Source organism: Clostridium zhoujianii, from assembly GCF_051590805.1.
GTDB lineage: Bacteria > Bacillota > Clostridia > Clostridiales > Clostridiaceae > Clostridium.
The window spans coordinates 553,014-579,452 of sequence record NZ_JBPUTF010000001.1 but is presented as its reverse complement, the minus strand read 5'-3'; the positions used below and the strand labels follow the sequence as shown (position 1 = coordinate 579,452).

Annotated in this window: 23 protein-coding genes; 1 reads left to right on the top strand and 22 read right to left on the bottom strand. The window is 30.6% G+C overall.

Features of this window, described 5'->3' with window-relative positions:
• Positions 1 to 3: 3 nt before the first annotated feature.
• Positions 4 to 1,731 carry an ABC transporter ATP-binding protein gene (locus ACSYT2_RS02605; RefSeq protein WP_438383267.1) on the bottom strand — a complete coding sequence of 576 codons (1,728 nt, stop codon included), beginning with the start codon at positions 1,729 to 1,731 and terminating at the stop codon, positions 4 to 6.
• Positions 1,732 to 1,836: 105 nt separating this feature from the next.
• Between ACSYT2_RS02605 and ACSYT2_RS02600 the strand changes: the two genes are divergently transcribed.
• Entirely contained in the window at positions 1,837 to 2,637 is an 801-nt protein-coding gene (locus tag ACSYT2_RS02600) for a MerR family transcriptional regulator (RefSeq protein ID WP_438383265.1), read from the top strand.
• Positions 2,638 to 2,693: 56 nt separating this feature from the next.
• On the opposite strand, the gene ACSYT2_RS02595 is transcribed toward ACSYT2_RS02600, so the two are convergent.
• The 21 genes from ACSYT2_RS02595 to ACSYT2_RS02495 form a co-directional block, all read right to left on the bottom strand.
• Positions 2,694 to 3,539: an aldo/keto reductase gene (locus tag ACSYT2_RS02595; RefSeq protein ID WP_438383264.1), complete on the bottom strand. Its 846-nt coding sequence runs from the start codon at positions 3,537 to 3,539 to the stop codon at positions 2,694 to 2,696.
• Positions 3,540 to 3,571: 32 nt separating this feature from the next.
• Complete coding sequence (locus tag ACSYT2_RS02590; RefSeq protein ID WP_438383263.1) at positions 3,572 to 4,207, bottom strand: flavodoxin family protein; 636 nt, start codon at positions 4,205 to 4,207, stop codon at positions 3,572 to 3,574.
• 270 nt (positions 4,208 to 4,477) lie between these two features.
• Positions 4,478 to 5,872, bottom strand: a complete 1,395-nt coding sequence (locus ACSYT2_RS02585) for an MFS transporter (protein WP_438383260.1) — start codon at positions 5,870 to 5,872, stop codon at positions 4,478 to 4,480.
• A 32-nt stretch (positions 5,873 to 5,904) separates the two neighbouring features.
• On the bottom strand, positions 5,905 to 7,305 hold the full coding sequence (gene uxaC / locus ACSYT2_RS02580; protein ID WP_438383258.1) for a glucuronate isomerase: 1,401 nt from the start codon (positions 7,303 to 7,305) through the stop codon (positions 5,905 to 5,907).
• A gap of 12 nt (positions 7,306 to 7,317) precedes the next feature.
• Positions 7,318 to 8,373 carry a mannonate dehydratase gene (gene uxuA, locus ACSYT2_RS02575; protein ID WP_438383256.1) on the bottom strand — a complete coding sequence of 352 codons (1,056 nt, stop codon included), beginning with the start codon at positions 8,371 to 8,373 and terminating at the stop codon, positions 7,318 to 7,320.
• A 5-nt stretch (positions 8,374 to 8,378) separates the two neighbouring features.
• A complete protein-coding gene (locus ACSYT2_RS02570; protein WP_438383254.1) occupies positions 8,379 to 8,993 on the bottom strand; it encodes a bifunctional 2-keto-4-hydroxyglutarate aldolase/2-keto-3-deoxy-6-phosphogluconate aldolase in 615 nt (204 codons plus the stop codon).
• Between the two features lie 13 nt (positions 8,994 to 9,006).
• The gene (locus tag ACSYT2_RS02565; RefSeq protein ID WP_438383252.1) at positions 9,007 to 9,858 is read right to left on the bottom strand and encodes an SDR family oxidoreductase; all 852 of its coding nucleotides are present in this window, start codon (positions 9,856 to 9,858) and stop codon (positions 9,007 to 9,009) included.
• Between the two features lie 174 nt (positions 9,859 to 10,032).
• Entirely contained in the window at positions 10,033 to 10,728 is a 696-nt protein-coding gene (locus ACSYT2_RS02560) for a GntR family transcriptional regulator (RefSeq protein ID WP_438383250.1), read from the bottom strand.
• 148 nt (positions 10,729 to 10,876) lie between these two features.
• Complete coding sequence (gene uidA, locus ACSYT2_RS02555) at positions 10,877 to 12,670, bottom strand: beta-glucuronidase (RefSeq protein WP_438383248.1); 1,794 nt, start codon at positions 12,668 to 12,670, stop codon at positions 10,877 to 10,879.
• 39 nt (positions 12,671 to 12,709) lie between these two features.
• Complete coding sequence (locus tag ACSYT2_RS02550; RefSeq protein ID WP_438383246.1) at positions 12,710 to 14,464, bottom strand: glycoside hydrolase family 3 protein; 1,755 nt, start codon at positions 14,462 to 14,464, stop codon at positions 12,710 to 12,712.
• 28 nt (positions 14,465 to 14,492) lie between these two features.
• Positions 14,493 to 15,518: a sugar kinase gene (locus ACSYT2_RS02545; RefSeq protein WP_430857222.1), complete on the bottom strand. Its 1,026-nt coding sequence runs from the start codon at positions 15,516 to 15,518 to the stop codon at positions 14,493 to 14,495.
• Positions 15,519 to 15,531: 13 nt separating this feature from the next.
• The gene (locus ACSYT2_RS02540; RefSeq protein ID WP_438383244.1) at positions 15,532 to 16,398 is read right to left on the bottom strand and encodes an HAD hydrolase-like protein; all 867 of its coding nucleotides are present in this window, start codon (positions 16,396 to 16,398) and stop codon (positions 15,532 to 15,534) included.
• A 408-nt stretch (positions 16,399 to 16,806) separates the two neighbouring features.
• Positions 16,807 to 17,844, bottom strand: coding sequence for a sulfite reductase subunit C (asrC, locus tag ACSYT2_RS02535; RefSeq protein ID WP_430857215.1), 1,038 nt, complete (start codon positions 17,842 to 17,844; stop codon positions 16,807 to 16,809).
• Between the two features lie 13 nt (positions 17,845 to 17,857).
• Positions 17,858 to 18,673, bottom strand: coding sequence for an anaerobic sulfite reductase subunit AsrB (gene asrB / locus ACSYT2_RS02530; protein ID WP_438383241.1), 816 nt, complete (start codon positions 18,671 to 18,673; stop codon positions 17,858 to 17,860).
• Positions 18,666 to 19,745: an anaerobic sulfite reductase subunit AsrA gene (asrA, locus tag ACSYT2_RS02525; RefSeq protein ID WP_438383239.1), complete on the bottom strand. Its 1,080-nt coding sequence runs from the start codon at positions 19,743 to 19,745 to the stop codon at positions 18,666 to 18,668. Before asrA ends, asrB begins: the two co-directional genes overlap by 8 nt.
• Positions 19,746 to 19,889: 144 nt before the next feature.
• On the bottom strand, positions 19,890 to 22,127 hold the full coding sequence (locus tag ACSYT2_RS02520; protein ID WP_438383237.1) for a HelD family protein: 2,238 nt from the start codon (positions 22,125 to 22,127) through the stop codon (positions 19,890 to 19,892).
• A 263-nt stretch (positions 22,128 to 22,390) separates the two neighbouring features.
• Positions 22,391 to 23,170 carry an alpha/beta fold hydrolase gene (locus ACSYT2_RS02515; protein WP_438383236.1) on the bottom strand — a complete coding sequence of 260 codons (780 nt, stop codon included), beginning with the start codon at positions 23,168 to 23,170 and terminating at the stop codon, positions 22,391 to 22,393.
• 250 nt (positions 23,171 to 23,420) lie between these two features.
• The gene (locus ACSYT2_RS02510) at positions 23,421 to 23,570 is read right to left on the bottom strand and encodes a hypothetical protein (RefSeq protein WP_430857374.1); all 150 of its coding nucleotides are present in this window, start codon (positions 23,568 to 23,570) and stop codon (positions 23,421 to 23,423) included.
• Positions 23,571 to 23,584: 14 nt separating this feature from the next.
• Positions 23,585 to 24,370, bottom strand: a complete 786-nt coding sequence (locus tag ACSYT2_RS02505) for an ABC transporter ATP-binding protein (RefSeq protein WP_430857210.1) — start codon at positions 24,368 to 24,370, stop codon at positions 23,585 to 23,587.
• A gap of 11 nt (positions 24,371 to 24,381) precedes the next feature.
• On the bottom strand, positions 24,382 to 25,404 hold the full coding sequence (locus tag ACSYT2_RS02500; protein ID WP_438383234.1) for a FecCD family ABC transporter permease: 1,023 nt from the start codon (positions 25,402 to 25,404) through the stop codon (positions 24,382 to 24,384).
• Positions 25,397 to 26,404 (bottom strand): FecCD family ABC transporter permease, encoded by a 1,008-nt coding sequence (locus ACSYT2_RS02495; protein ID WP_430857208.1) that lies wholly within the window; start codon positions 26,402 to 26,404, stop codon positions 25,397 to 25,399. Before ACSYT2_RS02495 ends, ACSYT2_RS02500 begins: the two co-directional genes overlap by 8 nt.
• Between the last annotated feature and the right edge of the window lie 35 nt (positions 26,405 to 26,439).

Below are 26,439 nucleotides of genomic sequence, written 5' to 3'. Positions count from 1 at the left end.
GATTTAAACCTCCTTTACCTTCATCTGACTGTTTGCAATAGCCTGATATACAGAACAATTTTTCATTAGTGTCTCATGATTTCCAATACCCACAAGTTTTCCTTCATCCATTACAAGGATTTGATCTGCATCCATAATTGTGCTTACTTTCTGAGCAATTATTATCTTAACTGCTTCTTTCATATTTTCTTTTAATGCTTTACGAAGTTCAGAATCAGTTTTTGAGTCTAAAGCAGAAAAACTATCATCAAAAATATACACTGGTACTTTCTTTATAAGTGCTCTTGCAATAGCCAAACGTTGTTTCTGTCCACCTGAGAAGTTAGATCCACCTTGCGAAACTGGTGCTTCTAGACCCATAGGTAATTTATCTACAAATGATTCTGATTGAGATATCATTAATGCTCTCTTCATATCTTCTATAGTTGCTTCTTTATCACCCATTCTAAGGTTGTCCTCAATTGTTCCACTAAACAAGAATGCCTTCTGAGGAATATAACCAATTCTATTTCTTAATTCTTCTTGTGGTAAGCTTCGTATATCTACACCACATAAATTAATCTCCCCCTCATCTATATCATGCAATCTAAGAAGAAGATTCGCTATAGTACTCTTACCAGAACCAGTACTTCCAATAATAGCTATTGTTTGACCTTCATTACAAGAAAATGATAGATTCTTTATAACTGGTTCCTCTGCTCCATGATAGAAGAATGATACCTTTTTAAATTCTACAACTGGTGCATTAACTTTTACTTCTCCTTGTTTTGCCTTTGAATCTTGTATTTCAGAATTCATATCTAATACTTCTTTAATACGATCCAAACATGATTTCATTTTTGGAAGGGTAACACTAGTTGTTGTAGCTAGTATTAGATAACTTAATGTAATAATAGAATACTCTGTAACTGCTGTAATTTGTCCTATTTCCATAGTACCTTTCATAGATAGTACTCCACCTAACCAAATCATAGATGCCATAGATAATCCAATTATCAACCATATGCTAGGATTTAAAACAGCAAATAGCTTATTAAGCTTTATCATATCTCCAGCATACTTCTCAAAAGCTTTACTAGATCTACCTTCCTCATACTTTTCATTCCCAAAAGCACGTATAACACGTATACCAGTTATCGCCTCTCTAACTACTTGATTAATACGGTCTAATCTTGCCTGAACTCTTTGAGAAATATAATTTGATTTCTTAAGTACCACTCCAGCAAAGAAAATAAAAATAACCACACTTAAAATGAGTATTAATGATAGTGGCACACTAGTATATGATGTCATAACAATAGATGCCCCAATAATTAGTGGCGTTGGTACTATTAATTGAAAGATCAATCCAAGTGTCTGTTGAAGATTAGAAATATCTGCAGTTGTACGTGTTATCATTGATGAAACACCAATAGTATCAAATTCACGAATAGATAATTCCTGACTCTTACGGAAAACCTTATCTCTCATGTCATAACCAAAAACTGCTGCTAAATCAGCTGAATAATAGCTTCCAAGAACTGCTGCAACAGTTGTTGCTAGTACAACTATTAACATTTTCCATCCTATATTAAGAATTGCATCCATATCACCTTTTAAAATTCCATTGTCTACAATACCAGCAATTAGAAATGGAATTAGTAATGTTCCTACCGCTTGACCTAAAAGCATAAGCAATGTTATTGCTACTTTTTCTTTTCTTTCTTTTAGGAAGATTTTTAAATATTTCATATTTTACCTCCATTATGTCAATAAGTTTGCAGAAATTTTTCTCAAGTGTTAGTATAAAGGTTAAAGTGACTTTAATGTCAATACTTTTTTTATTCGGAGGTCGCTATGAACACTAATTCTTATATGCAAATCAAGGAATTTTCACGTCTTACTGGTATAAAACGTGAAAACTTAAGATATTATGATCAAATTGGGTTGTTATCTCCAGAATACCGTGGTGAAAATGGTTATAGATATTATACTCAAAGACAACTTACCAGTGCATATCTAATACTTTCTCTCAGAGAACTTGGTATTGGTATAGAAGAAATTAAAAAATATGTAGATAGACGTAGTCCTGAGGAGATGTTTTCTTTATTTAGCTCACAGAAAAAAAATATATTAAAGGAAATGAAAAGACTTAGACGTACTCTTGAAATCATGGACTTATATGTGGGTATGGCAGAGGATGCTCTGAAGTATGATGAGAATATAATTCGTATAGAATATAAAGAAAAAGAACCTATTTTTATAGGCCCATTAATTCCTAGTGATGATGTATATGATTCTGTTATCTCTTTTTACGATTTTGCTGCTGAAAATGGCTTTGATCTTGGTTATCCACTTGGGGCTATTATATCTGAAGAGAATCTTAAATCTGGAGATGAATTATTAGCTGCACGATATTATTTTAAGGTTGAAAATGATAACAATTCATATAAGCCAGAAGGTAAATATGTAATTCTCTATGGAAGATGTGCTTATGGGGAATCAGATGATCTCTATAAAAAGCTCATTACATTTATAGAAGAAAATAAATTAAGGCTTTGTGGTGATGCCTATGAGGAATATCCTCTAAATGAACTTTCTACTATAGATGATAAGCAGTATTGTGTAAAAATAGAAATTCTGGTTGAAGATCTATAATATTTTAAAGGACCTTCCAATTGCATTATTACAATTGGAAGGCCCTTTTATATAGATTAAAAATCAAAATTATCTGGATCTGGTCCTACTCTTAAATCTTTGTTTAAGCTATCTATCTTAGCCATATCATCATTGCTTAAGTTAAAATCAAATATATCTATATTTTGAATTAATCTTCCTTCATTTGTTGACTTAGGAATAGTTACTACATCACTTTGTAAATCCCAACGTAAAACTACTTGAGCTACTGTTTTATTGTGCTTGTTAGCTATTTCCTTTAATACTTCATTTTCTAATAATCCATTACCAGCCATTAAAGGTGACCATGCTTCAACTTGAATATCATTTTCTTTACAGAATTCTCTAACCTTTTCTTGGCTTAAGTATGGATGTAATTCTACTTGATTTATAACAGGCTTTATTTCAGCATCAGCTAATAAATCTTGAAGATGGTGAACTTGGAAGTTACTTACTCCTATAGCTTTAACAGAACCTTCTTTATATAAATACTCTAATGCTTTCCAAGCTTCTTTGTACTTTCCTTCTACTGGCCAATGGATAAGGTATAGGTCTAAATAATCCACACCTAATCTCTTTAAGCTTTCTTCATAAGCCGCTATAGTTGATTCGTATCCTAAATCAGCATTCCAAACCTTAGAAGTTATAAATAAGTCTTCTCTTGAAATTCCTGCCTCTTTTATACCTTCTCTTATTCCCTCTCCCATAGCTTCTTCATTACCATATATAGCTGCACCATCTATACTTCTATATCCATTTTTTATTGCAATCTTTACTGCATTTACTAATTCTTCACTATCTTCTACTCTGAAAACTCCAAGTCCTAATCTTGGCATCTCAACTCCATTATTTAAAGTAATTCTACTATTTTTATTATCTGTCATATTAATTCTTCTCCTTAAAATCTTTATCATTTTTATCTTATGAAACTCATAAAATTCTTATTTTCTCTTTCTGGTGCCTTAATCTTATCTTGTCCAAATTCAACAAGTTTCATTAACCAAGCCATATTCTTACCTAGCACTCTCATTATTTGCATTCCTTCACTATCTTGAAGAACCTCATGACCAGTTCTACCATAAGCAACATTCCAATAATTTGATGTAGGCATTAACATTTCTGAATAATTAATATAATTATTCAATTGATCGAATACCGGAACTCCACCTGATCTTCTAACAGCAACAACACTTGCTCCAACTTTATGTCTAAGCATACCATCATTTACTGATGTTACAAGAAAAGCACGGTCTAAGAATGATTTCATAGTTCCTGCAATAGCCGAATAGTGAACTGGTGATCCTAATATTATTCCATCAGCTTCCTTCATCTTTCCAATCCATTCATTAACTTCATCATTATCAATTACGCATTTTTCATTTTTATTTCTACTACATCCCCCACAAGCTAAACATCCACGTATTACCTTATTCCCCACGTGAATAATCTCCACCTCAATGTTTTCTTTCTCTAATTCTTTTGCTACACTCTCTATTGATTTATAAGTATTCCCATTCTTTTTAGGACTTCCATTAAAAGCAACTACCTTCATAAATATATCTCCTTAAATTCATTATTTGTTTCCCCACCTATGTCCTTATTATATGAATAGCTATTTCAATTAACAAGTACGCACTTTTAAGTTAGACGGCTTACCTAAAAGTAGGATTTATTGAACTACCTCATTTACATAGGAAAAAAATTCTTAAAAATAAATAACCCTGAACAACACAAACTGTATTATCCAGGGTTATATAGAGTATGGGAATCGTGACTTTCAAAACTCACTAGTTTTTAGGAAACGTTTTCACAAGCCATATAATTATCTATTTTCTCTCATTGTCTTTAAGCTTTCATTTACTTCTGCTAGCTTTTTCTTGGATAGATTAAATATGAATAGTAAGGCTACTAATGATAATGCTAGTCCAATAAAGTAAGATCCACACATTATATTTTTTATCCCAATTCCAACTTCTACTGCTTGTTCTGTAACACCAGCTTCATATCCTAATATCCCTAGGGCAAATCCACCTACTCCTCCAGCAATAGCTTGGGCTAATTTTCTAAATAAAGAGTATGAAGAGTAAACTAAACCTTCACTTCTTTCTCCACTTATGTATTCTTGATAATCTATAGCATCTGCTACTAATGCCCAAGTAAGTACACTAACTATTCCTGTTCCAATTCCACCTATCATAGTTAAAGTTATAAAAATATATGGATTCGTTATTGGTAACATCCATAGGATTCCGTATACTACTGTTGCTAAAACAGTACCTACTATTGAAACTTCCTTTTTACCAAACTTCTTTACCAAACTTCCAATCAATGGCATAACGAAAAGCATAGGTATCATACCTGCCATACCAGCTAAAGTTATAAGCTCTGGTTTATGGAAATACTCTTTAAATAAATATGTATTTAATGACATTCCAGTAAACATGGCTGCCGATAAAGCAAAGGAAGCTAATGTTACTCCTATAAATGCTCTATTTTTAAGCAGTGTCTTTACTGTTTGAGTTAATGTAACTTTTTCTTCAGTGGATTTCTTAAAGTGTATTCTTTCTCTTGTAAGTCTAAAAGTAAAAATAAAACTTATTGAACAAATTATTGCAAATATTATTGAGCATATTAAGAATCCTCTTGCAGTTACTACTCCATCTGTGAATATTATATTTGGAACTAATACCATAACTGCTACTCCACTAATTAAAGAACCTATATTTCTAAATGTAGAAAGTGAAGTTCTTTCCACAGGATCGCTTGTCATTACTGATGATAATGATCCATATGGAATGTTAACTGCTGTATAAAGCATTCCAAAAGCTATGTATGTTACATATGCATAAGGTATTTTCATTGATTCTGGTATTGATGGAATAAATGTAAAGCATAAAATTCCTGCTATTGTCATTGGTATTCCAAATAAAATTAAATAAGGTCTAAATTTACCAAACTTAGTATGATTATTTCTATCAACTATTAACCCCATAATTGGATCATTTATTGCATCCCAAATTCTAGCTACTACAAACAATGTTCCAACTGCTGCAGGACTTATACCAAGTATATCAGTATAAAATAACATTAAATAAGTTGTTATAAGCTGAAAAATCATCCCACAACCTACATCTCCTAATGCATATCCTATTTTGTCTCCCATATTAAAACCTTTAACTTGATCTTCCTTTTTCTCGAATAAATTTAAAAAACTCACTATCTTTTGCTCCCCTCACATTTTATTTTTTATTATTTAGTAAAGTAATTTTTAGAGTTTTTATAACAAATATTTTCAATTATTTCTCCGAGTATTTCTTCATTGTATGGGTATTGTCCACTTTCTACTAACTTACCAACATAGTTACATAGTATTCTTCTAAAATATTCATGTCTTGTATAAGATAAAAAGCTTCTAGAATCAGTTACCATCCCAACAAATTGGCTAAGAAGACCTAATTGGGATAATGCAGTCATTTGTCTCTCCATTCCGTCCTTTTGGTCATTAAACCACCATCCTGAACCAAATTGGATTTTTCCTGCAATAGTACCATCTTGAAAGTTTCCAATCATAGTACCTATAACTTCATTATCTTTAGGATTTAAACAATATAATATTGTTTTAGGTAATTTTTCATTTTTATCTAGTTCATCTAGTATTCTTGATAGGGAATATGCAATTTCACCATCATCCATACTATCGAATCCAGCGTCAGCTCCAACTCTATTGAACATCCTAGTGTTATTATTTCTTAATGCTCCTATGTGAAGTTGCATCACCATATTTCTTTCATGATACATTTCACCTAATGCTATTAATATTGCTGTTGAATATTTAGCAGCTTCATCCATTGTAATTTTCTCACCATTTAGTGCTTTTCTTAATATTTCATTTACTTCTTCATAGCTATAATCTAAAAATTTAACTCTTTCCAAACTGTGATCAGTTATTAAACAACCGTTTTCATAGAAATAATCTAATCTTACTTCTAAGGCTTTCTTTAAACCTTCAAAATTTTCGATTGCTATATTACTTGCTATGGATAATTGATTAATATAATCTATAAACATTGGATTTTCAATCTTCATAGCATTTTCTGGTCTAAAAGAAGGTCTTACTTCACATTTAAAATTTTCATCTTCATTTATTTTCTTATGATATCTTAAATCATCAATTGGATCATCTGTTGTTCCTATGTACTCAACATTTGCCATTTCTATAAGTTTTCTAGCAGTTAAATTATTTTCTTCTATGGCATTATTACACTTTTCCCAAACAGATTTAGCGGTTTTTTCACTTAAAACTTCTTCAACTCCAAAGAATCTCTTAAGTTCTAAATGAGACCAATGATAAATAGGGTTACCAATTAAATATGGCATCATCTTAGCAAATTCATAGAACTTTTCATAATCCGTTGCATCCCCAGTTATATACTTTTCATCAATACCATAGCTTCTCATAGCTCTCCACTTATAATGATCATGATATAGCCACATTTCTGTTATATTTTTAAATTTATGATCTGTAGCTATTTCAAGGGGAACTAGGTGACAGTGATAATCAAATACTGGCACCTTTGAAGCATAATTATGATACAATACTTTAGCTACTTCTGTTTCTAATAAAAAGTCATTGCCCATAAACTTCTTCATATAATAATTCTCCTATTCTTCCCTTTTACTCTTTTTTACCGCTTCAGTTAATCCGTTTATATAAACTGCCCCTAAGGCCCTATCATATAATCCGTATCCTGGTCTTCCTGTTTCTCCCCAAATCATTCTTCCATGATCTGGTCTATAAGGTCCATCAAAATCATAATCACAATAAGCTTTTACTATTTCATAGAAATCAAGGGACCCTGCTTCTGATAGATGTGCAACTTCCATAAAGCTATGTTCTCCAGTTATCCTAACATTTCTAAGATGTGCAAAATGAATTCTATTTCTTTCTTTACCAAAATAGTTAATCATCTTTACCATATCGTTTGTCTTAGTGCATCCTAGAGAGCCTGTACATAATGTTATTCCATGATATGGACTATCATATAAATCTATAAACCTTTTTAAGTTATCAAAGTTCGTAATTATTCTTGGAAGTCCAAATATTCCCCATGGTGGATCATCTGGATGTATTGCCATTTTCATTCTAACTTCATCTGCAACTTTCATTATTCTTTTAATGAAATAACTAAGATTATTCCATAAAGCTTCTTCATCTATATCCTTATATTTTTCTAGTAATCCTTTTAATCCCCCTTCTCCATAAGAAGTATCCCATCCTGGTAATTCTAACTCCCCCAAAGCTGGATCCATTTTCTTAACTTGCTCTTCATCATAAATTAAACATGTTGAGCCATCTTCTAATTCATAACTTAAATCAGACCTTGTCCAATCAAATACCGGCATAAAGTTGTAACAAATTGTTTCAATTCCTGCCTTTGCTAAGTTTCTAATTGTTTCAATATAGTTATCTATATATTTATCCCTAGTTGGTAAACCTAGCTTAATATCTTCATGAACTGGTACACTTTCTATTACTGAAAGTTCCAATCCATGACTTTCTATTTCATTTTTTAACTCTAAAATCTTTTCTAATGGCCATACTTCTCCAACTGGAATATCATATATAGCTGTTACTATACCCTTCATTCCTGGTATTTGCCTTATGTATTCAATTTTAACTGGGTCTTCTTTACCATACCATCTGAATGTCATCTTCATAATAGTTACCTCCTATCTTTAATTTCTTCAAATTTATCCACGAATTTTTTTGCTCTTTCTTCAATTTCACTTATCTTACCTGTTAAAAGTGAACTTCCTACTCCAACACATGAAACTCCATTTTTAAACCATTCTTCCATATTTTCTAGGGTAACTCCACCTGTAGGCATTATTTCAACTCCAGGTATTGGTGCCTTTACAGCTTTTACAAACTTAGGTCCAAATAGATCCCCTGGGAAAAGCTTAATCATTTTATTACCTTGCTCCATTGCCTTCATCATTTCACTTACAGTCATGCATCCTGGTAAATAAAGAACTTCATAAGACTTACAAACTATATCTACTTCCTCATTATATCCTGGACTTACTATATACTTTGCACCTGATTTAATAGCTTGAACTGCCATCTTACCATCTAGTACACTTCCAGCTCCCACTAAAATATTCTCATTATCTCTATACTTTTCTATTAACTCATTTACATTTGGTATTGTATAAGTAAGCTCAATTGCTTTAATACCACCACTTAAGCAAGCTTCTATATAAGAAATTGCCTCCTCATGATTCTTACCTCTTACTACAGCAACAATACCATTTTCTTTTAATTCTTCTAAAACCATTTTATACTCTCCTTTATACACCTGAGTATGCTGAAAATGCTCCATCAACAGGAATAACTACTCCATTAACAAAGCCAGAAGCTTCATTGGAAACTAAATATAATAATGTCCCTATTAACTCATCTGCTTCTCCAAATCTTCCCATTGGTGTACTATTTAATATCTTTTCAGTTCTTGGAGTTGCTGTTCCATCTTCATTAAATAGTAATTTTCTATTTTGATCTGTAACAAAGAATCCTGGTGCTATTGCATTTACCCTTATCCCTACATTAGACATATGTACCGCAAGCCATTGAGTGAAATTACTAACTGATGCCTTTGCACCTGAATAAGCAGGAATTTTAGTTAGTGGTGTAAATGCATTCATTGAAGATATATTGATAATAGTTGCACCTTCTCTATTTATCATATCTTTACTAAATTCTTGTGAAGGAAGTAATGTTCCTAAAAAGTTTAAATTAAAAACAAACTCAACTCCCTTTGGATCTAAATCAAAGAATGTTATTAAATCTTCATTTTCTAGGTCTTCTGGATCTAAATATTCTTTAGTAGTTGTTCCTTTAGGATGGTTACCACCAGCTCCATTTATTAGAATATCTACTTTCCCAAATTCTTTTAGTATTACTTCATGTGCCTTTCTTAAGCTTTCTTTATCTAGAACATTTGCTTCAATTCCTATTGCAATACCACCCTTATCATTTATGGATTTTGCTTTATTATCACATGCCTCCTGTCCTAATGCTAAAATGGCTACCTTGGCTCCACATTCTGCTAATGCATCTGCCATTGCTCCACATAATACTCCTGTTCCACCTGTAACTACACAAACCTTATCTTTTAGCTCAATATTAAATGGTAATTTCATTTACTATCCCTCCTGTATAATTGCTATACTTGTATACTAGCATATTAGAATATGAATTGCAACAGTTTTTGTATACATTTTCATATTGATTTTTCTTATATTCTTCTCTTTTACCTATAAAATAAAAAAATCCCTTAAAAGACTATTTTGGAATAATCTTTTAAAAGATTTTTACTAATTATTATTTTTAATATAAGATGCAATTTCTGGATTGTTCTCTATTAATTTCACCCATCCATCCATAGGTTTCTTAATGTGGTTAGAAACTACCTCTTCTATAATATTCTTCTTTTTTTCTTTTATAATATCTAAGTATGTTATATGCTGATCAATAATACATCCCTTTTCAGAGTTAATCTCAGATAATAACCTCATTCTGTTATAATGAGTACTTATGTTGCTTATAGCTTCCCAAATATCGTTTTTATCAGTACCTTTAAATAGAAGCCTATGAAATTGTTTATCTAAATTATGGAACTCTATCAAATTATCACTTTTATCTATTATTAATTTTTGAGCAAACAAACATTTTTCCATTTCCATTAAATCATCTTCTGGAAAGTTATCACAAGCTTCTTCTAATACCATTTTTTCTAGGTTATATCTCATAAAAATAGCCTGATCAATTAAATTCCAATCAATTAAAGATACAAAAGTACCTGATTGAGGTTTAACTTCAATAAGTTTTTCACTCTTTAATCTAATTAATACTTCCCTTATAGGTGTTCTTGAAACATTAAGCTTTTGGGCCAGATCTGATTCACTTAATAACATTCCTGGTTTTAATTCTAAAGCCATTATATTATCCTTTAGAACCCTATATGTATACTCCTTACTGGTTTCTTTCTCTAACTTATCATAAAGAATCACTTATATATCCTCCTAACACTTTTGTAAGTATTTTTACATAATATATTATATCACAAATATAAAGAATATTAGTATACTTGTATTTTAATTTTTATATTTTTTATATAAAGAGCAAAAGCTACCTATAGGCAGCTTTTGTCTTTAATAATTATTTTTTATAATTAAAGTCAGGTATATTAGTCCATCTTTCACGTAAAGAATGGGCAATCATCTTAGGCTTTCTTTCTCTTGTAAATATACCCTTTTTATTTCCTTGAACTCTAATTATCCCTTGGCTTGTAGCAAAGTCTGCAAAATTCCAAACTTGTTCTCCAACAAAGTTCTCAAACTCATCTACTACCTCATGGTTAGCTTTGTAATATTCTACTTGATATTCTTCAGTAAACATTACAGGTACAGTATCATGCATTCCTGCAACAGTATCTGCTCCATATTCTGTGAACATTATTGGCTTTCCAGGACATCTCTTATTCCAACCATTTAATTCAGCTCTTAGCATATTCTTAGCTTCTTCTAAATCTCCACCTGCAACATACCATCCATAATATCTATTTAAGCATAGTACATCTACGATTTCTCCAACTTTACATCTATCTGGAGTTGACATAAGATATGTTACAACTGTAACAGGTCTTTTTTGAGGATCTAGTTCTTTTGTTAATTTTATTAATGGTTCAAAATATTCCTTTGCACCTTCTGAATCTGAATCTGGTTCATTAGCTACAGACCACATAACTACACAAGGGTGATTTTTATCCCTTTCAACTAACTCTCTTAATATTCTTTCATGAGCTTCCTTAGTTCCGATTTCTTTCCATGTATCTCTTTTTGCACCTTCTCCAAATAATCCTGTAGCCATAAAGTTTAAGTGCAATCCAACTGCTGGAGTTTCATCAATAACTACTATTCCTTCTCTATCAGCAAGTCTCATTATTTCTTCTGAGTATGGATAATGTGCTGTTCTAAAAGAGTTTGCCCCTATCCACTTAATTAAATTAAAGTCTTTTACATTTACAGCTTCATTTATTCCTCTTCCATTTACATAAGAATCTTCATGTTTACCAAATCCCTTAAAGTAAAATGGCTTTTTATTTATTAAGAACTTTCCATCTTCTACAGTAACAGTTCTTACACCAAAATTTTCTGTATATGTATCTATTAATTCTTCATTTTCAACTAAATCAATTTTTAACTTATAAAGATATGCATTCATTGGTTCCCAAAGCTTAACATCATTAATTATGATTCTACCTTTTAATCCAGTAGACTCTGCTACTACAGAATCATCTTCATTAATAATCCTTACCTTAGCATCCCCTTCTCCAGCAATAGATACTTTATAATCTACATATCCTTCATTCCCATTAAAATCAGTTACTATTTCTACATCATTTACATAATTTTTTGGAGTTGTATAAATCTTAACTGGTCTATGTATTCCAGCATAGTTGAAGAAATCAAAATTAACTATGTTCTTTACTATCTTTCCATTTTCATCTTTCTTTACTAATCCAACTGGAAGTGTAGTCTCATCAATGATATTATTAACTGCAACAGTTAATATATTTTCTCCCTTTACTAAATACTCATTAATTTCACTTTCAAATGGTGTGAAGCCTCCCTTGTGTTCCATTAAGAACTTTCCATTTAAGTACACCTTAGCTTCATGTGTAGCTGAACTAAATCTTAATACAATTCTTTCATTTAATAAGGATTTATTTATTTCAAAAGTTCTTTGATACCATACCCACCCTAAATGATCTCTTACTTCTTCTGTTTCTACTAAATCATTATATGAAGCTGGTACTGGTATATTTAATGTATCCTTTAATTTTCCTTCATACCACTTTTCTGAAAAACCTGTTCCCTTATCTAATTTAAAATCCCAAATCCCACTTAGATCTATTACACTTCTTGTTTCAGTAATTATTGGATATAACATATTTTAAACCTCCATATATTTTAAATATTTTAAATTTTTTTATAATCTTGTTTCCCATCTTTCACAAAATACAGTTTCATTATGTTTTCCTTGGAATTCTTCCTCACCCTTTATTCTCTTAACAGTTTCTCTTATAACTGTTCTTGTTGAGCCATAGGCATTAATATAGGTCTTCATCATTGGTAAGTCAAATAAATTAGTTGTTTGACTTAATGATATACAGATAGTTGGGAGTTCTCTTACATACCAAGGAATTTCACTTCCATGTCCTATAGACCATTGAACTCTAACAACATTTTCTTGACAGTATCCTTTCATCTCTACAAACATTAATACAGCATCATAGTTTTCCTTTAACTTTTCTACACTGTCACTAAAGGTTGATTTCATCATACTTTGATATGTATGACCTTCCTTTGCAGATAAATCATGATAATTTTCATGCATATCAACTTCAAATCCTGCTGCTTCAAGTTCTTCTTTAATTGCAGCCTTTGTCCCATTATTTCCAAATATCATATCCATAGGTTGCGGATTTGTTACATAATACACCTTTAGTCTCTTATGAGTTTCTGGTGTTATTGGTAAATTGTTTTCTGTGTCCTTAACTAAAGTTATGCTTCTCTTTGCTGCATCTTCAGCCATTTTCTTATGCTCTTCGCAACCTAAAATCCTTAAGCCTTCTTTATCTGGCATTAAATTTCCTTCTAATAAATCCTTATGTAAATTCATTGATGCCTTTAAGCCTAATATTCTCCTTAATGCATCTTCTAATCTTTCTTCAGTTATTATTCCTTCCTTATAACCATCCATCATGTATTTAAAGTCTTCTTCAGCATGATGGAAGAATAAGAACATATCGCATCCTGCTGCAATAGCTGTTGGTACTTGTTTATTTCTTGGCATTGCACTTGTCATACCTAGCATATGAGATGCATCCGTTACTAATAATCCATTAAAGTTTAATTCTTCTCTTAATAGATTTTGAAGTATTTCTGGAGCTAGAGTTGCAGGCATAATTTCTGCATCAGTTATATTAGGTTTAAACTTTCTTGAATATGCTGGTAATGCAATATGTCCAACCATCATACTCTTTATTCCCTCTTCAATAAGTCCTCTATATACCTTTCCAAAGGTCTTGTCCCATTCTTCAATACTTTGATCATTTACTCCCATAAGTAAGTGTTGATCTCTTTCCTCAACACCATCTCCTGGGAAATGTTTTGTACATGCTGACATTTTACTTTCTTCAAGTCCTCTAATATAGGCCTTTGAATATTCTAGCACTTTATCTGGATCATCTCCATAAGATCTAGAATTTATTATTGTATTTCTCCAATTTAGGAAAATATCTGAAACAGGTCCAAAAGCCCAGTTACATCCTATAGCTGCTGATTCTCTTCCAGAAACATATCCAAGATTATATGCAACCTTATCATCACTTACCGCTCCTGCTGCGGCTTGAGCTGCTATGTAGGTTCCCCCTTGAGCTGCACCATCTCCACCTGCTTCACAGTTACAAGCAACTAGTAGTGGTAGCTTTGAAGCTTCTTTATATAATTTTATTTGATCATATACTTGTGAAGCATTTCCTCCCATATATCTTGCTCCGCCGGGCTTATATTTCTTTATAAGTTCTGATGCTGTTCTTCCTCCATCTGGAGACTTGTCCATTATTACAAATAATTGTCCGATTTTTTCTTCAATTGTCATTCCTTTTATTGTTTCTTCTACCCAATTCACATCTTCTTCTGATAAATAAAATGGTTTTGCCTTTAAATCTACCTTCTTCATATAATCCTCTCCTTTTATATTTAATAATTTACCTTTTTATATTACAAAGTCCACTGTCTATTAATGTATTGACAGTTTCCTCATCTACTAAATTTATATCTCCTTGAATTGAATGTTTTAAGGAGCTTGCACATATTCCAAACTCAATAATTCTTTCCTCATCCATATCTTTTAAAATTCCATGAAGTACACCTGCTGTAAATGCATCTCCTCCGCCAACTCTATCTAAAATATCAAAGGTGTATTCATTAGATTTCAATAATTTTTCTCCATTAAATAAATATCCTTTTAATGAGTTATTATTTATTGAATTTACTTGTCTCTTGGTACATGCTGCATATTTTAAGTTAGGATACTTCTTAAATAATCTTTTATACAAGGTTTCAAGATCCTCTTCAAAGCTATTATTAGGATTTTCATATTTTAGAATATTTACCATATCCAAAGTACCTAAAAAGGCTATATCTACATAAGGTAATATTTCTTCTAAAAAAATCCTTGCTTTATCAATAGTCCAAAGTTTCTCTCTAAAATTAGAATCATAGGATACTATAATTCCTTTTTCTTTACACTTCTTTATTACCTCTATAGTAAAGTCATATAATTCCTGACTTAAAGCTGGTGTAATTCCAGATAAATGTATTAGTCCTACTGAATCAAGGATTTTATCTAAATCAAATTCTTCTTTTTTAGCCATGGAAATAGCTGAATATTTCCTATCATAAATAACTTCTGTACTCCTTACTCCATGTCCTATTTCAGAGTAATATACACCTAGCCTTCCATCTCCAATCAGTATATCGTTTACATTAACATTATACCCTCTAAACTTATTTATTACTTTTTGTCCTAAATAATTATTAGGTAGTTTAGTTACAAACTTAGTATCATTGCCAAAGATAGCAAGGCTTGCAATAACATTTGCCTCCCCCCCTGAGTAAACTGCCTCAAAGGAAGTAGCTTGCATTATCTTTTGGTTGTTAGGAGGAGTAAGTCTTAGCATTATTTCTCCAAAGCCTAAGACCTTTTTACTTTTAAACTCTAATTTATCCAAAGCTCTCTCTCCTTTATATTTCTTTATTATCTTTACATAAATTACTTTTAAATTCTGCTACAATCTTTTCTTCATATTCAGATTTATAACTTCCATCTATAAGTTTAACTAATGCTTCATCAACAAATCTTGACCAAGATTCCTTTTCTTTTTTAACTTGTACGGGATAATATAAAACATCATTAACTTTAGCTGATTCATAATCTCCAATAGCATCTCCAACCATTAAGACATTATCTTTTTTATATCCTTTTTCTAAAAGTTTACTTATACAAAATGCCTTTGTTCCAACATTTTGAGCAAGAACGATATCAACATATTCAAGAAGTTCACTTTCAAGCCATTCTTCTAATACTGCTATTTCATTTGCTGAAGATACTATTGCAATATCTGCTACTTCCCTAGCCTTAATTATTCCTTCCTTTACTCCTTCAAAAGACTTCTTTTCCTCTGAATTTAAAGCTTTAATAGAATTATTAACTGAATTTGACCATTCTAAGGCTTTTCTTATGCAAGTAACATTTCCAGTAGCTTTTTTAATTTCTCTTTCTAAGGATTCATTTGACAGCTCCTTAGTTTCTTTTACCCAACTTAAGTATTCTTCAAGACCTTCTATATTTATGTACTTTTCATTTATTTCTGTAAGAGCAATTGCTAACCCTTTAAATCTATTAATACCTCTTGTTAAAGTATATAAATTAACCTCATTCCAACTAGTTAATATATCTTCCTTCCACTTATGTAAATCCCACTCTTCTACCATAATTGGTCCAAAGCATTTTATATGCTTTACATCCATAGTGTCTATTGCACATCCATCAGAGTCTATACAAATTAGAAAGGGCTTCTTCAAGGTAAATTTATCTAAAACACTATTCATATACCCACCTACTTCTATTTTTTATTTTCTTCTATACTAGTATACTAGCATATTAATAAATCCATTTCAAGCTCTTTCGTATACCTTTTCATAAATTAATCAAATCTAAAATAATATTCTTAACTTATATATAAAGAAAACCCTCCACTAATGAAATTAGTAGAGGGTTTCATCTTAACATTTAAAATCCATCTATTTTTAAACTTGCAATTTATATTTATTTTAAGCTTTCTATATTTGACTCTATAACCTCCTTTTCAACTTTTAATTATATATTTTTATCAAACTCCTTCTATAATACTTTGTTAATTGCCCGAACCATCCGCATAAGCTCTAGCATTCTAAATACAATAAAACACAACTACTTTATCATAAGTAATTGTACTTTTTTCATAAAATTACTTTTTATTAATAATTTTTCAGATGAATTCTTGCAACACTTTCATCCTCATCCCAGTAAATCCTATCTGCTACCAAAGCCTCATCATTTAAAATCACCTTAGGTACTTGTAATTCTTCTGCCTTTTTACTATTTCCCATTATGAAATCTCTAAAAACCTTGTATGAGGATTCATCAATAAGGTGACCAAAATGGCGATATATTGGTTTTCCATCAAGAACATAATCTTGAAACATAAATATATTTCTTACTATTTGACGTAAAGGCTCTTCGGTAATCCACATAAACATTGTTTTACCAGCCCTTGGTGTTTGTTTTCCTGTTCTACCTCCAATTTTTACCCAGTAATATTTTTTATTATTTCTTGACCAAGCCATAGTAGGGCATACTTTCACACAACCACCACATCCTATGCACTTATCTACTTGTTTTGCAGCCTTTCCATTTTCACCATAAAGAGCGGATGTAACATGTTGCTTACATTCTCTAACACAAGCTCCACAACCAATACACCTATCGTAGTTATAATCTATTTTTGATATTCCCATTATTCCAAAATCAGAAAAATTAGCCTTTGAGCAATCATTAGGACATCCTGAAACTGCAATTTTTATGTGATAATCGTTAGGGTATATATCCTTTTCTAATTTTCTTGCAAGCGATATTGTATCTACATTAGCAAATGTACAATGATATGAACCTATACAGTTCATAATATTTCTTGCTCCAATAGTTGCATAGCCCTCATCAACTGTTGGTAATTCAATGCCACATATATTTACTTCTAACTCCTCAATTATAGGTGCAAGTAATTTATTTACTGCATTCACATCTTTATATAGTATATCTGGAATTGATAGCTTTTGTCTTGTTTGCATATGTATCTTGCCACTACCATATTTCTCTGCTATCTCTTGAACTATTGGTAATAATTTAGCTGGGAAAATACTACCTGGAACCCTTATGCTAACCATAAACTTTCCTCTAACTTTAGATTCCCTATACTCATTATTCCTTAATGATTTTAAATCTAAATTTCCTATCATAATACTTCACCTCTTAGTCAATTAGACTCTTCGCCTTTTCATAATTAAAAATTGGTCCTTTAAGACATACATAAGTTTCATTTATTCTGCAATGACCACACTTACCAACTGCACAACTCATATTTCTTTCAAAACTTAACCATATATTCTCATCTTGAATCTCATACTTTTTAACCTCTAAAGCAGTAAATTTCATCATTGCTGGTGGTCCAACTATTACAATATTCAAATTATCTTTTTGGGATCTATTATGTAAAGTTGTTAATTTATCTAAATGTTGAGTTACTAAACCAATATAGTTACAGTCTGTCTCTTCACCTTTATCTAAAGTGACAACTACATTCATTTGTTTTTTCCACTTTTTTATATCATCTTCAAATAATATTGACTCTCTATCCTTAAATCCTAATAATAACTCTATATTTTTTACTGAAGACATATTTTTATAAACCTCTTGTATCATTGACCTAACAGGTGCTACACCTGAACCCCCTGCAATAATAATTAGATCTTTTCCTTTATACTTATCAAAAGGAAATCCATTACCATATGGGCCTCTTAATCCTATTTTATCTCCTGGAGTTAGAGCAAATATAGCATCTGTAACCTTACCAACTTTTCTTATTAGAAGCTCTATATACCCCTCTTCTTTATTAAAATCACTTACAGATATAGGAGCCTCTCCAACCTTAGGAACAGATACTTGTAAAAACTGACCATAATTTATTTCATCAATCTTATCATATCTTATCTGAAATATATACTCTATTGGAGTTTGCTCTATTATTTCAATTAGTTCATAATATTGTGGAAGTACATTATTATTCATTATTACAAACCTCCTTTACCACTTCTGGATGCTCCTCTTCTAGTACTTTAGTTAGTTTATTAACTGTTGCTATATATGAAATATATTGTGGACAAGTATCTTCACATCTACCACAACCTACACACATATTTCCTTCTCCAAAGAGTTTCTTATAGTCATATACTTTATGTAATACATGATATCTACCTTTTTCCATATCACTTTTCCTAAAGGTATGACCACCAGCCATAAGTGAAAAGCTATCAAAATGACAACTGGTCCATACTCTCCTTTTCTCACCCACATTACTATTTTCTGAATAAAATAAATCTGAAGTTGTAAAGCAGGTGCATGTTGGGCAATTTAGATTGCACCTACCACATCTAATGCATCTTTTATAATCTCCCCATATTCTTTCATCCGTTGTTACCTCTATGGGAATTTCTACAACATGTGGAACATCAAGCTTTATTTCATTTTGATCTACATAGTGAAAATTATACTCCACATCCTCTAGCCCTAAATCAGTAAAAAACTTATTAAATTTTTCTTCATCTACTTCCATATATATATCTTTTTCATCTACTTTCATACCCATTACATGATCATCTGTTTTGTTTCCTCCCATAGAAACACAAAAACAATTTCTATAAGAATGTGGACATTCTAAAATAATGAAATTTACTTTTTCTCTTAATCTGTTGTAATAAAAATCTGGCTCTCCATTCCTATAGTACAAGGTATCAAGTCTATGTATTCCTGTAATATCGCAGGCTCTAGCTATAACAAGCTTTTCTCTTAATTTATCTTTAGGAACCCTAAATTCATCCTCATTAAAATATAGTATTGTTTGTGTTATTGGAAATACAACTTCCTTAGCTGATGAGTTAGACTTTTCTTTAAACTCAATTTCTGCATAATTATGAACTTTTTCATATCTAATATAATCTGTATCAGCAAAATTCCCTTTTCCAACAAACCTTTTAGGACCCCATATCTCGTATTTTTTTTCTAGAGCTTTTAGTAAATCATTAAACTGGTTAACTTCTAACCTATATCCCATATAATCAACTCCAATAATCTTTGTTGTCATCTTATTATCCTCAAATTACCTCTTTATTATTCTAGTTAGCCCTAAAAGCTTCCTATAATGGGACCATTATTACTACTACATTTAAAAAGTCAGTTGAAAGTAAAAATAGTGAAGAAGTCCAAGTAACTCCTTCACTACATTTAATTACATTAATAATGGTGATAAATTCCCTAAATAAAATATCTCCAAGCGATGTAAGGCTCTTGTGCAAGCTGTATAAAGTAGCAACCTGTCCTCTTCATCCTTATATCTTAAATCACTGGCATTATATATCATAACCACATCAAATTCTAGGCCCTTAGCTAGATATGCAGGGATAACTAAAATATCATTAATATACTCATCATCCTCACTTACAATGATTTTAGCATTAATCCTATCCTTTAAATAATTATAAACCCTCTTAGCCTCATGAATATTTTTTGTTATTATTCCTATGGATTTATGTCCATCAGCCTTATGGACTTTTACCCCTTCCACTATTCTTTCAATTATATCTTCTTCATCTAAGAAACCAGCTAATTTAGGCAAGTCCCCATTTCTTTCCACATATTCATCACTAATTTCTTCACTTAATATTTTTCGTGAAAACTTAGTTATTTCCATTGTTGATCTATAACTTTTAGTTAAATTTATTATTGAAGTATCCTCTGGTTTAAGTATCTTTATGACATTATTATAGCTTCCAACATTCATATAAGGATTAATGGATTGAGATATATCACCAAGGATTGTTTTATTTGCTGTATTAAATAATTGATTGAAAATTTCATACTGTAATGGCGAATAATCTTGTGCCTCATCAATAATTACATACTTTACTTCTTCTGTTTTAGGAATACCACCTACAGCTCCTATTATAAATAGTAGAGCTATTTGATCCTCATAATTTATCTTTTTAGCCCTTAAATTTTCCAGGGTATATCTTTTTATTTCTCTAATAATTTTTCTATCATATTTAATATCTGCCATTTCTAAGAAGCCTTCTAAATCTTCATAAAAGCTTTTATAGCAGTCCATTAGGTCAAATTTAGTTTTCTCACCTATCTCATTAACTATAGCTTTAATTTCTCCAGCTACTAAGGCTTTACTTACCTTAATTATTTCATCCCCTTCTAAATATCCACCTTCTTCTTCTACTTCTTTCACTGTTTTATCAACTAGTCTTTTTTCATAGGGTTCTATAAGATATAAAATTCTTTGTTTTAGCTTTTCTAGTTTTCTCTTAAGGGGTAGGCTCTCATAGTCCTTATAAAACAATTCCTGTATTTCTGATGCTGAAATTATAATATCCCCTCTTAATTTAATATCCTGAAAATCCAAGCTGGTTTTTTCTAGGTACTCTATATATACTTTTAATAAATTAACAAAGTCAGCAGAAGACTTAAACTTTAAGCTTTCTATTCTAGAATCAAAAGATACTTCACTTTTATCACCAAAAATATTCTCCATCATTTCACAATAATCTTCTTTACCTTCTACCCCCTCTAAGACCTTATGCATATATTCTTTAAAGGTAGTTTGTAGCATATTATCTTCACCAAGCTGTGGTAGAACATTTGAAATGTAATCATTAAAAATATTATTTGGGGAAAATATAACTATATTATTAGCTGTTATAATATCACGATGCTTATATAATAAATAGGCAATCCTGTGAAGAGCCACAGAAGTTTTCCCACTTCCAGCAGGCCCCTGAACAATTAAGTTCTTATATTTTTCATTACGAATTGCCTTGTTTTGCTCTTTTTGAATTGTAGTTATAATAGCCTTCATTTTATTATCACTACTTTTGCTTAATATATCTTGCAAGACTTCATCATCTATTTTTATATTACTGTCAAAGATATAATCAATTTTGCCATCACTAATCTTATATTGTCTTTTCATTGATATTCTTCCATTTATAATCCCTTCAGGACATTTATAATAAGCATTTCCAATTTCATAATCATAAAACATACTAGAAACTGGAGCCCTCCAATCATATATAAGAAAATCATAATCTTCATTAATTAAGTTAGAAATTCCAATATAACACTTTTCAAATTTTTCTTGTCCCTCTTCCTTGAAATCCATTCTTGCAAAGTAAGGAGATGAAATCATATTCTCATATTTATCAACTAATTTTCTTTCAAACTCATGGCTTCTCTTTTGAATTTTCATAGTATTAATAAATTGCATGAAATCTACAACATGTTGCAATCCATTTTCTACTGAAACTGCCCCAACATTGTCCCACAACTCTCTTTGTGTCTCAATAGCCTCTTTTTTAAAATTATCTTTGAAATTTTTCTTTTCTTCTAATTGCCTTTTTACTTCCCTAAGTACAGTCTCTAACCATAACTTTTCTACTAACAATTCTGATTTATTTATTGACAAGATATCTCCTCCTTGTAATGAGCATTAGGATTTTAAATTAGTATTGATATCTTATCATATACACCTGAAATTACCAGTCTGTAATTGTCTTCTTGTATATGGTATAATTAAGATGTAGATAGAGTATATAAAAAGATGATTCCTATTTTGTTTAGGAATCATCTTTTTAGGTTCCATCATTGTTATAAGTTCTTATCCATATAGCTTCCTATTAAATCTATATTTTAGTGTTAAGTATAGTTACATGAAAGATTCTCTTATGGCTATGGTTCTCTTGCATAAATAATCCCCTTTTTAATTGCTTCTGCTAATCCCTTTGGATTTTCCCAAGCCATAGAATGTCCCGCTGATTTAACAATTTCAATATTTATCAATTCTCTTTCTAACTGGATTTCATCATTATCCGGTAAAGATTTTTCACCAAAAATAAAAGTCCTTTTACATTGTAATGAATATAATATTCCGCGCCATGATGGATCTCCTCCAGCAACTGCTGATTTAGAAATTCTACTAATTGCTCTAGGGGAACAAACTGATAATGCAGCTGACCACATAGAATTTCCAATGGTGTTTTCATTAATAGTTTCATCAAATACACTATTTATAAAATCCTCTTCCTTACAAGTTCCAAAGTCATAGCTTGATGATCCCTTATTACTTTTATCTAAATTAGCCTCACTAAGAATAATTGTTTCAATGCTATCTCTACATTTTTCTGCAAGTTCAAGTGCAATAGGGCCCCCTAAACTATGTGCGAAAATAATAAACTTATTAATCTTTAAGTCTTGTACAAAATTATATAAATAATTTGCATGTTCTTTAACTGTATATAAATAATCATCTGGTTTATCACTAAAGCCACTGCCTAGCAAATCTATTAATATTCGTCTGTGTTCAATCAACTCAGTTTGTGCAGCTACTTCAGGATAATCAAAGGATCCAGCACAACCTAACCCATGAATAAATAATATTGGAGTATCTTTTCCTGGTAAATCATGATACCTTATCTTGTTATTCTTATCATCTACTATATATTCTCTCATAAACCCTCCATATTACCTATACATCTTTTAATATACTTACCCACATAAATTAGAACTTAATGAAATTTTAACATTACCTATATCTTCAGCAACTTCCAAAGCTATTTCATTTAACTCTTATACATATATACCTACACTTATTACAAATTCATTCATATTATATCTAACTCTATTTTTATTGTTATGAATATCTGTTTTTATAATAATAAATATTTAAATCATTCTTATGACATAATAATACCATTTCAGCTTATATATAACTATCTAAATTTAGCATATTTACTCCAACATTTCTTAACATAAATGAAGAAGGAGTACACTTCTTATATACGCCTTCTTCATTACTTAAATAATTTATTAAGTTATAATCTAATTTCCATAATTCAGAATGAAACTCCACTCCCATTCCCTCACTTACAATAATTCATAATTCAAGCATAAAGGAACATTATAATTTTCATTTATTATAAGTTCTGCATCTATATTATAAATATTTTTTAATACTTTCTTATTCATTATTAAATTTGGTTTATCCTTATAAAGTATCTTCCCATCTTTCATTGCAATAATGAAATCAGAATACTTTGCTGCATGATTAATATCATGTAAAACCATAACTATGGTACACTTATGTCTTCCATTTAGATTTCTTACAATATTAAGTACCTCAAGCTGGTGAGACATATCTAAAAAAGTAGTTGGCTCATCTAATAATAATATGCCTGTTTCTTGTGCTAATGCCATTGCTAGCCAAACTCTTTGTCTTTGTCCTCCAGATAAATCTGATAAGTCTCTTTCTCTAAAGTCAATAGTATTAGTTACCTTTAAGGCCCATTCAATCTTTTCCTTATCCTTACTGGATAGTTTATTTATATTAGATCTATGAGGATATCTTCCATAAGAAACTAACTCTTCTACCTTTAATTCTGAAGGAGCTGTAGGATTTTGTGATAGTATAGCAAGCTTTTCTGCTATTTCCCTACTCTTCATATTATCCATATCTTTATCTAGAAGAAATACTTGCCCTTTTTCCTTCTTAAGTATTCTTCCTATGCTTTTTAATAAGGTTGATTTACCACATCCATTTGGGCCAATGATACTTGTTACTTTTCCCGCTTCAATGCTTAAATCTAACTCTTCTATTATTATCTTTTTATCATATCCTATTTTTAAATCTTTTATATTAATAGCATTCTTCATATCTTACCTCTTTATGATCTAAATAATAAATATACAAAATAAGGAATACCAATAATAGATACTACTATTCCTACAGCTAACTCTGAAGGAGCAAAGACAGTTTTAGCAATAAAGTCTGATATTACTAAAAGAAAGGCTCCAATTAAAGCTGTTACAGGCATAAGTTTTCTATGTTTTATTCCTACTAGTTGCCTTGCTATATGAGGTGCCATTAATCCAATGAAACCAATATTCCCAGCAACACATACACAAGAACTAATTAACCCAACACAAGCAAATAGTAATTTTCTTTTTTCTTTTTCTAAGTTTATACCCAGGCTAACTATGCTACCTTCTTCTAATTGAAAATAATCTAGTAAATGAACTTTTCTATAAAGATATAATCCTAAAAATATTATCCAAGGAAGCATCATATAAATAAAAGTCCAGTTTGCATTATATATAGATCCTGCCTGCCAAATAGCAGCAAATTCAAAATCAGAAGCATTCATTTTCATCGAAAAAAGCATAGAAATAGCTGAAAAGCCACTGTTTATAGCTATCCCAGTTAAGATAAGCCTTTGCATATCCATCTTGTTATTATTTTTTGAGAATAATAATATTAATATTGTTGCCGCCATACCACCTATAAAACCAAAGATAGGCATAGCAAATATACTTAAAAAATTGCTTCCATCTGATACTGATGAATTAAACTGAACAAAAAACATGTATATAATAATAGCAGCCCCCGCTCCAGAATTTATTCCTAGTATCCCTGGATCAGCTAATTCATTTTTAGTAATTCCTTGTAGAAAAAGCCCTGCTATTGATAAGCCTACTCCAACTAAAATAGCTATTATTATTCTTGGAAGTCTAAATTCAAATACTACTAATCTAAACTTTTCATTATCGTTTAAATTAAATAATGTTTGAAATACTTCTCCAATACTAATATCAAACATCCCATTAATTAAATGTAAATAAAATGCTACTACAACTAGTAATAATAATGCTATTACTATAAAAGAATATTTAAGTTCTCTTTTATGCATTTTTTGACCCTCCTTTAGTTTTTATCATATATAAAAAGAAAGGTACTCCAATAATAGCAGTTACTGTTCCAATTGGTGTTTCAAAAGGATATTCTATGTATCTACTTATTAGATCACATAAACTTAAGAAGAAGGCTCCTCCAATTAAAGAATAAGGAATTATGTATTTATAATCATGTCCAACTAAAATTCTAATTATATTAGGTATTACTAGTCCAACAAAAGCAATCTTTCCAACTAATGCAACTGAAGTAGCTGTAAGTAAAACTACTGCACCCATGGATAAAAACTTCACTATATCTGTTCTTTGCCCTAAACTAATTGCCATATCTTCTCCTAATGAGCTTATTGTTATATCCTTAGCTATCATAATTGCTATTACAACTCCAACAATTCCTATGGGTATAATCATTTTTAATAAATCACTATTTATAGTATTGACTTTTGTATTATACCAAGCTGAAATAGTTTGAGATACTTGAAAGTACATTGCAATTGCTGATCCCAAGCTACTTAGAAAGCTTCCTACTATTGTTCCTATAATAGCAAGTCTAACTGGTGACAATCCATTTTTTATAGATGAGCCTATGCCTAAAACTAATAATGCTCCAACTACAGATCCAACTATAGAAACTAAAATTAAACTTCCATTTGAAAGTCCAGGATAGAAAACCATAGCTATAGTAATAAAAAAAGCCGATCCATCATTTACACCCATTAATGAAGGCGAAGCCAAATAATTTCTTGTTATACCTTGCATAATTGCACCAGCTACAGCTAAAAATCCTCCAACAACTAATACGGCTATTGCTCTAGGTAATCTATTATTCATAATTATTAAATGATCTACATTATTTACATCAAATTTAAATACAGCATCATAAACAACTTCTTTTGGTATAGTTTTAGTTCCTAAAGTAACCGATAAAATAGTTACAGTAATTATTCCTACTATACATATTGCAAATATTATCAAATTTTTTTTATTTAAACCCTTCATCTTTATCCCCTTAAAAAATTGAGCTGTCACAAAGA

Bases quoted from the DNA above. Each gene is read 5' to 3' on its own strand.
- ACSYT2_RS02605 (WP_438383267.1), bottom strand. From the start codon at position 1,731: ATGAAATATTTAAAAATCTTCCTAAAAGAAAGAAAAGAAAAAGTAGCA.
- ACSYT2_RS02600 (WP_438383265.1), top strand. From the start codon at position 1,837: ATGAACACTAATTCTTATATGCAAATCAAGGAATTTTCACGTCTTACT.
- ACSYT2_RS02595 (WP_438383264.1), bottom strand. From the start codon at position 3,539: ATGACAGATAATAAAAATAGTAGAATTACTTTAAATAATGGAGTTGAG.
- ACSYT2_RS02590 (WP_438383263.1), bottom strand. From the start codon at position 4,207: ATGAAGGTAGTTGCTTTTAATGGAAGTCCTAAAAAGAATGGGAATACT.
- uxaC (WP_438383258.1), bottom strand. From the start codon at position 7,305: ATGAAGAAGTTTATGGGCAATGACTTTTTATTAGAAACAGAAGTAGCT.
- uxuA (WP_438383256.1), bottom strand. From the start codon at position 8,373: ATGAAGATGACATTCAGATGGTATGGTAAAGAAGACCCAGTTAAAATT.
- ACSYT2_RS02570 (WP_438383254.1), bottom strand. From the start codon at position 8,993: ATGGTTTTAGAAGAATTAAAAGAAAATGGTATTGTTGCTGTAGTAAGA.
- ACSYT2_RS02565 (WP_438383252.1), bottom strand. From the start codon at position 9,858: ATGAAATTACCATTTAATATTGAGCTAAAAGATAAGGTTTGTGTAGTT.
- uidA (WP_438383248.1), bottom strand. From the start codon at position 12,670: ATGTTATATCCAATAATTACTGAAACAAGAAGTGTAATAGATCTAAGT.
- ACSYT2_RS02550 (WP_438383246.1), bottom strand. From the start codon at position 14,464: ATGAAGAAGGTAGATTTAAAGGCAAAACCATTTTATTTATCAGAAGAA.
- ACSYT2_RS02540 (WP_438383244.1), bottom strand. From the start codon at position 16,398: ATGAATAGTGTTTTAGATAAATTTACCTTGAAGAAGCCCTTTCTAATT.
- asrC (WP_430857215.1), bottom strand. From the start codon at position 17,844: ATGATAGGAAATTTAGATTTAAAATCATTAAGGAATAATGAGTATAGG.
- asrB (WP_438383241.1), bottom strand. From the start codon at position 18,673: ATGAATAATAATGTACTTCCACAATATTATGAACTAATTGAAATAATA.
- asrA (WP_438383239.1), bottom strand. From the start codon at position 19,745: ATGACAACAAAGATTATTGGAGTTGATTATATGGGATATAGGTTAGAA.
- ACSYT2_RS02515 (WP_438383236.1), bottom strand. From the start codon at position 23,170: ATGAGAGAATATATAGTAGATGATAAGAATAACAAGATAAGGTATCAT.
- ACSYT2_RS02505 (WP_430857210.1), bottom strand. From the start codon at position 24,370: ATGAAGAATGCTATTAATATAAAAGATTTAAAAATAGGATATGATAAA.
- ACSYT2_RS02500 (WP_438383234.1), bottom strand. From the start codon at position 25,404: ATGCATAAAAGAGAACTTAAATATTCTTTTATAGTAATAGCATTATTA.
- ACSYT2_RS02495 (WP_430857208.1), bottom strand. From the start codon at position 26,404: ATGAAGGGTTTAAATAAAAAAAATTTGATAATATTTGCAATATGTATA.